The organism is Enterococcus sp. DIV1328a (assembly GCF_050536905.1).
Taxonomy (GTDB): domain Bacteria; phylum Bacillota; class Bacilli; order Lactobacillales; family Enterococcaceae; genus Enterococcus; species Enterococcus faecalis.
The window spans coordinates 199,058-212,500 of sequence record NZ_CP172912.1; the positions used below are offsets into that span (position 1 = coordinate 199,058).

A 13,443-nucleotide genomic window follows, 5' to 3' on the forward strand; every position below is an offset into this window, starting at 1 on the left:
GAAGATGGCACAAAAAGAAATGCAACGAATGATGCAAGGTGCCGTTGTGTTAACCATTGCTTCCTTCATTGCAAAAGTGTTGAGTGCGTTTTATCGCGTTCCTTTTCAGAACTTTGTAGGGGATGAAGGATTTTACGTGTATCAGCAAGTTTATCCAATCTATGGGATTGCGATGACATTAGCATTGTCAGGCTTACCGCAATTTATTTCCAAAATTGTTGCTGAACAACCAGATATTCGGAGTCAAAAACAAGTGTTGCGCCAACTATATCCCTATGTGTTATGGTTAGCGATTGCTTGTTGGGCCTTCTTTTTCTTTGGTAGTCAAGAAATTGCTATTAGTATGGGGGATGCTGCACTCCAACCATTAATGGAAGTTGTTTCCTTTACCTTTTTACTCGTTCCAATTCTTTCTTTCTATCGTGGGAATTTTCAAGGTCATTTGTTGATGGTGCCTAGTGGTATTTCACAGGTGATGGAACAGTTTGTGCGTGTCGGGGTTATTCTAGTAGCTGCGTTGTCCTATCATTACTTTGGTGGCTCCATTTACCAAACGGGGACGGTGGCCATGAGTGGTGCGTTGGCTGGCGGTGTCTTAGCGGTACTTGTCTTATGGTACTACAATCGAAAAATTCTTAGTGGAAGTACGGAATACTTGCATCAATGGAAGATTATGCCTCAAACCACAGGACTATTTAAACGTTTAATGATTGAGGGTGGTTTGGTCTCTTTATATAGTGCTTTTCTGATTCTATTTCAATTAATTGATTCCTTTAAAGTAAAAAATGCTCTCATGCTTTTCGGGCTCTCTGATTTAGCTGCGAAAGTGGACAAAGGGGTCTATGATAGAGGACAACCACTAGTTCAATTAGGATTGGTAATTGCTTTAGCTTTAAGCTCGACCTTTTTACCAGGTTTGACAAAATATTTTATGAAAAAAGACCGTCAACAATTTTTACAAGTTGCAAAAATCTTTTTGCGTCTTACCACAACCTTGGCATCGGCAGCTTCGATTGGTCTAATGATGTTATTGCCGTACATGAACTTTACACTTTTTAAAGATTATAAAGGCAACGATGTTTTAGGGGTGTATGTTTTATCCATCGCTTTTATGGCCATTATTCAGGCCTACCAAAGTATTGAACAAAGTCGCAATCGTTTTAAAGGTCCTTTAGTGGCAGCTGGTGTGGGCTTATTAGTGAAATTACTGACAACGGGCTTTTTCACCATTCGTTGGGGAACATTAGGTGCTAGTTGGTCTACTATTCTTGGGTTACTAGCGACGTTATTCGTTTTAGTCCGACAATCGGATGCAGCGATTAATTGTTTTGTTCGAGAACGAAGCTTTTTGAAAAAATTGTTGCTTAGTTTAGCAATCATGATGCTGTCATTACTGGTCTATCAAGGAATTATCTCCATCTTGTTCCAAGGTGTGCATCACCGAAGTCAAGCGTTTTTCGTTACAGTTTTAGGTGTTGCAGTGGGTGGTACAGTTTTTATTAGCACCATCATTAAGTTAGAATTATTTACGATACGTGAATGGTTAAGTTTACCGTATGGCGCAAAAATTTTACGGATGAGACAAAAAAAATAAAAGAGGTGAATGTGATGCGGTTAGATAAATTTTTAAAAGTTTCTCGCATTATTAAAAGAAGAACAGTTGCCAAAGAAGTCGCTGATAAAGGTCGGATTCAAATCAACGGAGTCTTAGCCAAATCTTCTAGTACTGTGAAGATTGGTGACCTTGTCAAAATTCAATTTGGGAACAGAATTTTAGAAGTAGAAGTCCTGCAACTAAATGACTCTACGAAAAAAGAAGATGCCACAAAAATGTATGAAATAAAATCAGAAACACGTGTCTCTGAAGAATAAGCAGGTGAGGATGGAGCGCTTGGCAAGTTCATTGAAAAGATGAATATTCCAAGCGCTTCATCCTTTCAGCGTTTTAATGAAACGGACGCGCCGCTTTTGAAAAAAATTAATAAATCAACCGCTGTTATTTCAAAAGCAAAGAATATTTTAGAAAAAAGCTTGATTTTCTTTAACTTCTCTGAAATTAACATTAGACAAGGTTCTTAGATGTTGGTATAATAAAACGGACAATCCAAAGCGAGTGGAGCGAGACGATGGGAAAGAATGAAAAAAACTCGAAGAAAGTTGCGGCATTGGAAAATGACTACACGAAAGAACAGTATGTCGAATTCCAAAAACAACAGAAACAATTGATTTTTAGACGCAGACGCTTGGCAGCGATTTTTCTCGTGGCCTTCATTATTTTTGCCTTTTCTGGCATCCAATTGATGAAAGATTATCATCGCTTAGGTGCTTTCAAACAAGAACGAGCAGATGCAATTGCTGAATCCGTAGCAGTTGATAAGAAGGTCAAGGATCTAAAAAAAGACGTTGCTTTGTTAAAAGATGATGATTATGTGGCAAAATTAGCACGTAGCCGTTTCCTTCTCTCAAAAGAAGGCGAACAGATTTATCCCACACCAGAACAAATGAAAAAAACACAGACTTCTGGAGCGGAAGAAAGCAAGAGCAGTTCAGAAAAAAATAGTCAATCACAGTCTTCAACTGAAACAACTAAGTCTTCAGCTGAATAAACTGCAATTATAATTAGGGAAAAAATAGGAGGAACAATTTTTTTATGTCAATCGAAGTAGGAGCTAAATTGCCAGGAAAAGTGTCAGGGATTACTAACTTTGGTGCATTTATTGATTTAGGAGAAGGAAAAACTGGGTTAGTACACATCAGTGAAGTGTCTAATGGATTCGTTAAAGATATTCATGATGTATTAACAGTAGGTGACGAAGTAACAGTGAAAGTAACCTCAGTTGGTGACGACGGCAAAATTGGCTTATCGATCCGTAAAGCACAAGAGCCAGCAGAAGGGCAACAACCAAAACGTGAATTTCAACGTCGTGAAAACAATTATGAGAATCGTGACCGTAATCCACGCGCAGGGGGCAAAAAGCCTTTCAATAAACCACAAGCAAATAACAATAACAATAAACAAGATTTTGACTCATTGATGAGCTCTTTCTTGAAAGATAGTGATGACCGTTTATCTTCATTAAAACGTAATACTGAAGGCAAACGTGGCGGACGTGGCGGACGTCGCGGCTAAGCACAAACAAATAGGGGGACTGGGGATAACGAATGGGTTATTTCTCGGTTCCTCTTTTATTCTAAGGAAGAAAGAAGGGCGAACAATGTTTTGGCAGTTTTATAAACGAGGAAAAGAACAAGGATTTTGGCAACCGCATCAAACAATCGTGGTCGCCGTTTCTGGTGGTGTAGACTCCATGGCCCTTTTGACGTTAATGGAACAGGTGGCAGAAAAAGAACAGTTACAATTGGTTGTTGCACATGTCAATCATCAATTGCGAGAAGCGTCGGCACAGGAAGCGCAATATCTCGCTACCTATTGTCAGCAGCGAGAGCTAACGTATTATGAAACACGTTGGGAAGACCCTGAAAAGCAACGGAATTTAGAAGCAAAAGCGCGCACATTTCGTTATGAATTTTTTAAAGAAGTCATGGAAATTGAAGGTGCGGCGGTCTTAATGACGGCACATCATCTAGACGATCAAGCGGAAACGATTTTAATGAAGCTGATTCGAGGAACTAATTTTTCCCATTCCGCAGGCATTAAAGAGAGACGTCCTTTTGCGACAGGGGAATTGATTCGCCCGTTACTTATTTATCCAAAAGAAGAATTGTATCAATTTGCACAGCGCCAAGCATTCGTTTATTTTGAGGACGAAACAAACCAAACCAATGAATATTTAAGAAATCGGCTTCGTAATCAGGTTTTGCCGCTATTAAAGCAGGAAAATCCGCAATTCTTAGATCAGATTGCTTCTTTTAGTAATGAACAACGTTTTGCTCAAGAATTTATTCAAGAACAAATTGAGCCTCAATTATCTGAAGCCGTAGAACCGACCAAACAAGGCTGGCGCATTCCTTTGAAGAGATTATTAAAAGAAACGCCTGCGTACCAGCACTTCTTTTTAACCGCGTTTTTCCAAAAAACATTAGTGCCATTAGGGGTTTCGTTAAACCAACGCCAGATGACACAAGTTTTAAAAGTTTTGAATGATGAACGCCAACCGCAAGGCTCGGTTATGTTAGAACAGCAATGGCAACTAGCTAAAAGTTACGATTGGCTGTACTTAGAACAAAAACAGGTTGCACTGCGAGAAGAAGTTACACATTTATTAGTACCTGGCGCGGGGATTTATTTATCGGAAACCGAGTGGCTAGGATTAATTGCGACAGACAAACCGTTTCCTCTTCCTGAAGAGATTAATCAGTGGACGGGTCAGTTGTTAGCGATCCCGTTGACCACAGCCACACCTTTGACCGTTCGTCATCGCCAAAGTGGTGATCGGATTACATTAAAACCAGGGTTTACGAAAAAATTAAGCAGAGTTTTTATTGATCAAAAAGTGCCAAATGAAGCGAGAGAGAGTGCTTGGGTCATTACGGATGAGCAAGAGGAAATCATTTGGGTACCAAAATTTGCAAATTCCTATTTGAGTATTCCTTTAGAAACTGATAAAATACACTACAGACTCCTTTTTAAGACAAAGGAGTAATGCTGAAAGGAGCGCACTATGATAGAAAAAGATATTGAGAAAGTCCTAATCTCCAAAGAAGAAATTCTTGCGAAGTCTGCAGAGCTTGGCAAGCAACTGACAGAAGAATATCAAGGGAAAAATCCTTTAGTGGTCGGTATTTTAAAAGGTGCAGTACCATTTATGGCTGATTTGACTCGTGAAATCAATACTTATTTAGAATTGGACTTTATGGATGTATCTAGCTACGGCAACGCGACAGTTTCTTCAGGCGAAGTAAAAATTGTCAAAGACTTGGACACAAATGTCGAAGGTAGACATATTTTAATCGTAGAAGATATCATCGATAGTGGTCGTACATTAGCGTATTTAGTAGATTTGTTTAGATACCGTAAAGCTGCATCTGTGAAAATTGTTACCTTATTAGATAAACCAGAAGGCCGTGTAGTAGACATTAAAGCTGACTACGTAGGGTTTGATGTGCCCAATGAGTTTGTGGTCGGTTACGGATTAGACTATGCAGAAACGTACCGCAACTTGCCTTATATTGGCGTTTTAAAACCTGAAGTTTACGAATCAAATTAATATCTATCAAGGAATTAATTGTGTTACAATGTAAAGGTCAGGATTGATAAAAGAATAACATGAATTGTAATGATGAGCATAAGGAGGACAGGCATGAACAAAAAGAATAATGGCATGAAAAATGGTTTATACTACGTCTTAGTAGTACTTGCCATGGTCATGGTTGTCTATTTCATTTTTGGAAATAACAACCAACAATCGCCAGACATCGATTACTCAACCTTCCAACAACAATTGGAAGACGGAAAAGTCAAAGACATGACCATTCAACCAACCAATGGGGTTTACCGGATTGAAGGTCAGTATAAAGAAAAACAAGAAGTGAAAGACACAGGTGGTCTGTCATTGTGGGGCTCAACGCAAGCGTCGTCAAAAGGCTTCACAACAACCGTTTTACCTAGTGATACAACCTTAGCTGGCATTCAAGATGCGGCACAAAATAACAAGGTGAAGCTAGTTGTCAAAGAACAATCAACAAGTGGAGCTTGGTTGTCACTGTTGTTTAGTTTCTTACCATTAGTGATTATTTTCTTCTTCTTCTACATGATGATGAGCCAACAAGGCGGTGGCGGTGGCGGCGGTGGCCGTGTGATGAACTTCGGTAAATCAAAAGCCAAAGAAGCCGATAAAAAAGCTAACCGTGTCCGCTTCTCAGATGTAGCTGGTGCGGAAGAAGAAAAACAAGAATTAGTTGAAGTAGTGGAGTTCTTAAAAGATCCACGTCGTTTCGCTGAATTAGGCGCACGGATTCCTGCGGGCGTACTATTAGAAGGACCTCCAGGGACTGGTAAAACGTTACTTGCTAAAGCCGTAGCAGGTGAAGCAGGTGTGCCATTTTACTCAATCTCAGGTTCAGATTTCGTTGAAATGTTTGTCGGGGTCGGTGCTAGCCGTGTCCGGGATTTATTTGAAACAGCGAAGAAAAACGCACCTGCGATTATCTTTATCGATGAAATCGATGCAGTTGGTCGTCAACGTGGTGCTGGTATGGGTGGCGGACACGACGAACGTGAACAAACCCTTAACCAATTATTAGTTGAGATGGATGGTTTTGATGGCAATGAAGGAGTTATCGTAATTGCTGCAACGAACCGTTCAGACGTGTTAGACCCAGCGTTGTTACGTCCAGGTCGTTTTGACCGCCAAATCTTGGTAGGACGTCCAGATGTCAAAGGTCGTGAAGCGATTTTACGTGTTCATGCGAAAAACAAACCGTTAGCTGATGACGTTGATTTGAAAGTTGTTGCACAACAAACACCAGGTTTTGCTGGTGCTGATTTAGAAAATGTCTTAAACGAAGCAGCCTTAGTTGCCGCTCGTCGTAACAAGAAAAAAATTGATGCTTCTGATGTGGATGAAGCCGAAGACCGCGTAATTGCTGGTCCAGCTAAAAAAGATCGCGTGATTAATAAAAAAGAACGCGAAATGGTGGCTTACCATGAAGCGGGACACACAATCGTTGGTTTAGTCTTAAGCCGTGCCCGTGTTGTCCATAAAGTAACAATTATCCCTCGTGGTCGCGCAGGCGGTTATATGATTGCTTTACCAAAAGAAGATCAATTCTTAATGACTAAAGAAGATATGTTTGAACAAATCGTTGGCTTACTTGGTGGACGTACAGCAGAAGAAATTATCTTTGGCGTTCAATCAACAGGGGCTTCAAATGACTTTGAACAAGCAACAGGGATTGCCCGTAGCATGGTAACTGAATATGGAATGAGTGACAAATTAGGACCTGTTCAATATGAAGGAAACCATCAAGTCTTTGTCGGTCGTGATTATGGTCAAACAAAAGCTTACTCAGAACAAGTGGCGTTTGAAATCGATCAGGAAGTTCGTCGTATCTTAATGGATGCTCATACGAAAGCGCATGAAATTATCGAAGCGCACCGTGAACAACATAAACTAATCGCTGAAAAACTATTAGAATATGAAACATTAGATGCAAAAGCAATCAAATCATTATTTGAAACAGGTAAAATGCCTGAAGGTGCTGACAGCGACTACCCTAGTGAAAAAGAAGCGCAAACATTCGAAGAAGCAAAACGTGCTTTAGAAGAAAAAGAAGCGCAAAAACAAGTTGAAGAAAAACAAGACTTTGAAGAAGCGAAAAAAGAATTACATGATGAAGCAGAAGAAGTCAAAGTAGAAAGCGAACAAACAGAAAAAGAAGTCCAATCTGAAGAGAAAAAAGATTCAGATTCCAATTCTGAATATGATCGCAATAACTACGAAGATCGTTATAAATAACCAATTAGTAGAAGGTGCAGTATTTGTCGAGTTGACGAATACTGCACCTTCTATAATATTAAGATATTCTATAGAAGGAAGATTATTTGGTTGAAAAAACACCTGATTCCTAGTATTATCTGACTAATGGACAAAAAAGCACCAAGAGAAGAGGAAAAAGAATGGAAGATTATTTAGTAAAAGCCCTTTGTTATAAAGGTTCAATTCGAGCATATGCCATCAGTGCCACTGAAACTGTTAGCGAAGCGCAAAGAAGACATGATACATGGAGTTCTTCTACCGCAGCGTTAGGGCGCACATTGATTGGAGCCCTTTTACTAGGAGCGACTTTAAAAGGTGACGATAAATTAACTGTAAAAGTACAAGGGAATGGCCCAGCTGGCGCTATTATTGTCGATAGTAATGGCCGTGGAGAAACAAAAGGCTACATTAAAAATCCACATGTCAGCTTAAAGTTGAATGCAACAGGTAAAATTGATGTACGTGGCGCTGTCGGTAACGAAGGAATTTTCACAGTCATTAAAGATTTAGGATTAAAAGAAACCTTTTCTGGACAAACACCTATTGTTTCTGGTGAAATCGGTGAAGACTTTACATATTTTATGGCGGTCTCTGAACAAGTTCCCTCAGCTATCGGTTTAGGTGTATTGGTGGACACGGATGAATCGGTGAAAGCAGCCGGTGGTTTTATGATTCAAGTAATGCCAGGTGCCGATGAAAGTACCATTGATTTTATTGAACAGCGTCTAGCGGAAGTGCCACCAATTTCACAATTACTAGAAAATGGAGAAACACCTGAACAAGTCTTGTATCGCTTATTGGGAGAAGACGAAGTAGAAATTTTAGAAAAAATGCCTGTACAATTTAAATGTGACTGTTCTAAAGAAAAATTTGCGACCGCTTTGATTGCTGTTGGGATCGATGAATTAAATGCGATGATTGATGAAGATCATGGAGCAGAAGCAGTTTGTCAATTCTGTAACAATAAATATCACTATAGTGAAGAAGAATTAATTGAACTTCGCGATGAAGCGATTCGCAATACGAAACAAAAGTAGGAGGAAAGACTATGTGGAAAATTGGAGACGTTGAAATCCCCAACCGTGTTGTCGTAGCTCCGATGGCGGGTATTAGTAACGCCGCTTTTCGTGTGACTGTAAAAGAATTTGGCGCAGGATTAGTCGTTTGTGAAATGATTAGTGACAAAGGAATTAAATTAAGGAACAAAAAAACCTTAGAAATGCTATATATTGATGAGCGAGAATATCCTTTAAGTGTACAAATTTTTGGTGGAGATAAAGAAACATTAGTGGAAGCTGCTAAGTTTGTTGAAGAAAATACGCAAGCGGCGATTATTGATATTAACATGGGTTGCCCTGTCAATAAAATAATTAAAGCTGAAGCTGGTGCGAAATGGTTGCTGGATCCGAATAAAGTGCATGAGATGGTTCACGCAGTCTCTTCGGCAGTTTCTTTGCCTGTCACTGTAAAAATGCGAACAGGCTGGGATGAAGATCATCTATATGCTGTAGACAACGCTTTGGCTGCCGAACAAGCAGGCGCTTCGGCAATTGCTATGCATGGTCGGACACGTGTCCAAATGTACGAAGGGACAGCCAATTGGGACGTTTTAAAGGAAGTGAAAAAGCATTTAACCATTCCTTTTATGGGAAATGGCGATGTCAAAACGCCTGAAGATGCTAAACGCATGTTAGAATATGTTGGAGCGGATGGTGTGATGATTGGTCGAGCTGCTTTGGGCAATCCTTGGATGATTCAACGGACGAAAGAATACTTGGAAACGGGCGAATTGATGCCTGAGCCTTCACCAGCTGAAAAAATTAATATTGCAAAAGTTCATTTACAACGATTAGTGGATTTAAAAGGTGAAAAAATTGCGGTCCGTGAGTTTCGCCAACATGCTTCTTACTATCTAAAAGGAATCTCGCGAGCGGCCAAAGTCAAAGTTGCGATTAACCAAGTTGAAACACAACAAGCAGTTGTCGATTTACTTGATGCCTTTGTAGAGAAGATTTCCAAAGTTGCTGTAACTACTATAGAAGAATAAAAAATTCAAGCCGAAAGTAAAATTCGGCTTGCTTTTTTTCGAATTACTGTGGCATTATTAGGATAGGTTAAAATCAAGAATGGAGGAACAACAGTGGCAGAAGAACAACAAGCGCATTTAGAGGATTTAAATGATCAAATGCTCGTGCGCCGCGAAAAAATGGAAGCTTTACGTGAAGAAGGGATTGATCCTTTCGGTAAACGTTTCGATCGCACTCATAATTCAGCAGAACTTCATGAACAATATGATAATCATACAAAAGAAGAACTTAGTGAAATGAATACAGAAGTCAGCGTTGCTGGACGTATGATGACAAAACGTGGTAAAGGAAAAGCTGGTTTCGCCCATTTGCAAGACCGTGAAGGCCAAATTCAAATTTATGTTCGGAAGGACCAAGTTGGAGACGAAGCCTATGAACTATTTAAACATGCTGACTTAGGCGACTTCTTTGGTGTGACAGGTCAAGTAATGAAAACCAATACGGGGGAAGTTACTGTTAAAGCTCAAACAATTACGTTATTAACTAAAGCTTTGCGTCCGTTGCCAGATAAATACCATGGATTAACGAATGTGGAACAACGCTATCGTCAACGCTATTTGGATTTAATCAGTAACAAAGAAAGCTTTGATCGTTTCATGAAACGCAGTCAAATTATTAGCGAAATCCGTCGTTATCTAGATGGCAATGGCTATGTCGAAGTAGAAACGCCTGTCTTGCATAACGAAGCAGGAGGAGCTGCTGCTCGTCCATTTATCACACACCATAATGCATTAGATATGGACTTATACTTACGCATTGCCCTAGAGTTACATTTAAAACGTTTAATTGTCGGTGGCATGGAAAAAGTATATGAAATTGGTCGTGTCTTCCGTAATGAAGGAATCGATACCACTCATAACCCAGAATTTACAATGCTAGAAGCTTATACCGCTTATACTGATTATCAAGATGTGATGGATTTAACAGAGGGAATTATTCGTAATGCTGCGGAAAAAGTCTTAGGAACTACTGATATCACGTACGATGGTCAAGCGGTTGACTTAGGAAGTCCTTTCAAACGTCTACACATGGTAGATGCGGTCAAAGAACAAACGGGCGTAGATTTTTGGCAAGAGATGACGATAGAAGAAGCCCGTGCGTTGGCTAAAGAACATAATGTTGAAATTACAGATGCCATGACAGTCGGTCATATCATTAATGAATTTTTCGAAACATTTGTAGAAGATACGTTGCAACAACCAACATTTATTTATGGTCACCCAGTAGCTGTTTCACCATTAGCGAAGAAAAATCCAGAAGATGGTCGTTTCACTGACCGCTTTGAACTGTTTATTATCGGAAAAGAGTTTGCTAATGCATTTACAGAATTAAATGATCCAATTGACCAACGTGAACGTTTTGAAGAACAAGAAAAAGAACGGGAACAAGGAAATGATGAAGCACACGGAGTAGATGAAGATTTCATCGAAGCCTTAGAATATGGCTTACCACCAACCGGAGGATTAGGTATTGGGATTGATCGACTAGTTATGTTATTAACTGATGCACAATCAATTCGTGATGTCTTGCTATTCCCAACAATGAGATAAAAAAAGATGCCTTAAGGGCATCTTTTTTTTGTATTCGCAAAAAATTAAATAAAAAAAGAATAGAAAAACAATTGAAACCAATTCTTTTTTTCTAAAAAAATCGAAGATGGGTAATAAAAAGAATGGGTAATCTGATAAAAAAACGAACTTTATCTAATCGGATAAGAAAGAATAATCGGTATTGAAAAAAAGTTTAAAAAAAGTGAAAATAATGATTGACCAATGCTTGAAATCTTGGTATATTATTACATGTCGCAAGGCGAGTCACACAGCTGAGCGATTCAGAAATCAATAATTAAATAACAATTCTTGATTTCAAATCTCTCGAAAAAAGTTTGAAAAAACACCAAAAAAGTTGTTGACAAATAACAAACGAGATGATAAGATATAGAAGTTGTCACAACAGACAACAACAACCAAGCGAAACAACTTAAAAAAACTTTTTTAAAAAAGTTCTTGACATTCAAACGAAAGTTTGTTATGATATAAAAGTTGCTGCGAGGTAACGTAGACCTTTGAAAACTGAACAAAGAATAGACGAACCAAATGTGTAGGGCGTCTTGATTCAATTCAAGACAACAAACATTTTTAACAAGCAAGCAATATGCTAGCAAACAAATTGAGCTTAACAATCGCAAGATTGTTCTAACTTTTATTATGAGAGTTTGATCCTGGCTCAGGACGAACGCTGGCGGCGTGCCTAATACATGCAAGTCGAACGCTTCTTTCCTCCCGAGTGCTTGCACTCAATTGGAAAGAGGAGTGGCGGACGGGTGAGTAACACGTGGGTAACCTACCCATCAGAGGGGGATAACACTTGGAAACAGGTGCTAATACCGCATAACAGTTTATGCCGCATGGCATAAGAGTGAAAGGCGCTTTCGGGTGTCGCTGATGGATGGACCCGCGGTGCATTAGCTAGTTGGTGAGGTAACGGCTCACCAAGGCCACGATGCATAGCCGACCTGAGAGGGTGATCGGCCACACTGGGACTGAGACACGGCCCAGACTCCTACGGGAGGCAGCAGTAGGGAATCTTCGGCAATGGACGAAAGTCTGACCGAGCAACGCCGCGTGAGTGAAGAAGGTTTTCGGATCGTAAAACTCTGTTGTTAGAGAAGAACAAGGACGTTAGTAACTGAACGTCCCCTGACGGTATCTAACCAGAAAGCCACGGCTAACTACGTGCCAGCAGCCGCGGTAATACGTAGGTGGCAAGCGTTGTCCGGATTTATTGGGCGTAAAGCGAGCGCAGGCGGTTTCTTAAGTCTGATGTGAAAGCCCCCGGCTCAACCGGGGAGGGTCATTGGAAACTGGGAGACTTGAGTGCAGAAGAGGAGAGTGGAATTCCATGTGTAGCGGTGAAATGCGTAGATATATGGAGGAACACCAGTGGCGAAGGCGGCTCTCTGGTCTGTAACTGACGCTGAGGCTCGAAAGCGTGGGGAGCAAACAGGATTAGATACCCTGGTAGTCCACGCCGTAAACGATGAGTGCTAAGTGTTGGAGGGTTTCCGCCCTTCAGTGCTGCAGCAAACGCATTAAGCACTCCGCCTGGGGAGTACGACCGCAAGGTTGAAACTCAAAGGAATTGACGGGGGCCCGCACAAGCGGTGGAGCATGTGGTTTAATTCGAAGCAACGCGAAGAACCTTACCAGGTCTTGACATCCTTTGACCACTCTAGAGATAGAGCTTTCCCTTCGGGGACAAAGTGACAGGTGGTGCATGGTTGTCGTCAGCTCGTGTCGTGAGATGTTGGGTTAAGTCCCGCAACGAGCGCAACCCTTATTGTTAGTTGCCATCATTTAGTTGGGCACTCTAGCGAGACTGCCGGTGACAAACCGGAGGAAGGTGGGGATGACGTCAAATCATCATGCCCCTTATGACCTGGGCTACACACGTGCTACAATGGGAAGTACAACGAGTCGCTAGACCGCGAGGTCATGCAAATCTCTTAAAGCTTCTCTCAGTTCGGATTGCAGGCTGCAACTCGCCTGCATGAAGCCGGAATCGCTAGTAATCGCGGATCAGCACGCCGCGGTGAATACGTTCCCGGGCCTTGTACACACCGCCCGTCACACCACGAGAGTTTGTAACACCCGAAGTCGGTGAGGTAACCTTTTTGGAGCCAGCCGCCTAAGGTGGGATAGATGATTGGGGTGAAGTCGTAACAAGGTAGCCGTATCGGAAGGTGCGGCTGGATCACCTCCTTTCTAAGGAATATTACGGAAATACACATTTCGTCTTTACTTTGTTCAGTTTTGAGAGGTCTACTTTCAATCAAATAAGTTCGGGGCCTTAGCTCAGCTGGGAGAGCGCCTGCTTTGCACGCAGGAGGTCAGCGGTTCGATCCCGCTAGGCTCCAT

The 13,443-nt window shown here is 40.9% G+C and carries 10 protein-coding genes, 1 tRNA gene and 1 rRNA gene; all 12 read left to right on the forward strand.

The genetic code is table 11. The annotated features are described in order from the left end of the window. Positions 1-4 precede the first annotated feature (4 nt). The 12 genes from IGL93_RS00995 (at position 5) to IGL93_RS01050 (ending at position 13,442) form a co-directional block, all read left to right on the forward strand. The gene (locus IGL93_RS00995; protein WP_002368546.1) at positions 5-1,594 is read left to right on the forward strand and encodes a putative polysaccharide biosynthesis protein; all 1,590 of its coding nucleotides are present in this window, start codon (positions 5-7) and stop codon (positions 1,592-1,594) included. Positions 1,595-1,608: 14 nt separating this feature from the next. Beyond that, positions 1,609-1,872, forward strand: coding sequence for an RNA-binding S4 domain-containing protein (locus IGL93_RS01000; protein WP_002356255.1), 264 nt, complete (start codon positions 1,609-1,611; stop codon positions 1,870-1,872). Positions 1,873-2,126: 254 nt separating this feature from the next. Next, entirely contained in the window at positions 2,127-2,606 is a 480-nt protein-coding gene (locus IGL93_RS01005) for an FtsB family cell division protein (protein ID WP_002356257.1), read from the forward strand. Positions 2,607-2,650: 44 nt separating this feature from the next. After that, positions 2,651-3,130, forward strand: a complete 480-nt coding sequence (locus IGL93_RS01010) for a S1 domain-containing RNA-binding protein (protein WP_002356258.1) — start codon at positions 2,651-2,653, stop codon at positions 3,128-3,130. An 85-nt stretch (positions 3,131-3,215) separates the two neighbouring features. Continuing rightward, on the forward strand, positions 3,216-4,604 hold the full coding sequence (tilS, locus tag IGL93_RS01015; RefSeq protein ID WP_010775512.1) for a tRNA lysidine(34) synthetase TilS: 1,389 nt from the start codon (positions 3,216-3,218) through the stop codon (positions 4,602-4,604). 18 nt (positions 4,605-4,622) lie between these two features. Then, on the forward strand, positions 4,623-5,168 hold the full coding sequence (hpt, locus tag IGL93_RS01020; RefSeq protein WP_002356260.1) for a hypoxanthine phosphoribosyltransferase: 546 nt from the start codon (positions 4,623-4,625) through the stop codon (positions 5,166-5,168). A gap of 93 nt (positions 5,169-5,261) precedes the next feature. Then, positions 5,262-7,418, forward strand: coding sequence for an ATP-dependent zinc metalloprotease FtsH (gene ftsH / locus IGL93_RS01025; RefSeq protein WP_002363441.1), 2,157 nt, complete (start codon positions 5,262-5,264; stop codon positions 7,416-7,418). 161 nt (positions 7,419-7,579) lie between these two features. After that, on the forward strand, positions 7,580-8,476 hold the full coding sequence (hslO, locus tag IGL93_RS01030; protein ID WP_002359370.1) for an Hsp33 family molecular chaperone HslO: 897 nt from the start codon (positions 7,580-7,582) through the stop codon (positions 8,474-8,476). A gap of 11 nt (positions 8,477-8,487) precedes the next feature. Then, positions 8,488-9,486: a tRNA dihydrouridine synthase DusB gene (dusB, locus tag IGL93_RS01035; protein WP_002356263.1), complete on the forward strand. Its 999-nt coding sequence runs from the start codon at positions 8,488-8,490 to the stop codon at positions 9,484-9,486. 93 nt (positions 9,487-9,579) lie between these two features. Further along, on the forward strand, positions 9,580-11,076 hold the full coding sequence (gene lysS / locus IGL93_RS01040) for a lysine--tRNA ligase (protein ID WP_002359372.1): 1,497 nt from the start codon (positions 9,580-9,582) through the stop codon (positions 11,074-11,076). 653 nt (positions 11,077-11,729) lie between these two features. Further along, positions 11,730-13,290, forward strand: a 16S ribosomal RNA gene (locus IGL93_RS01045). A 79-nt stretch (positions 13,291-13,369) separates the two neighbouring features. After that, a tRNA-Ala gene (locus IGL93_RS01050) sits at positions 13,370-13,442 on the forward strand. Position 13,443: the final 1 nt, after the last annotated feature.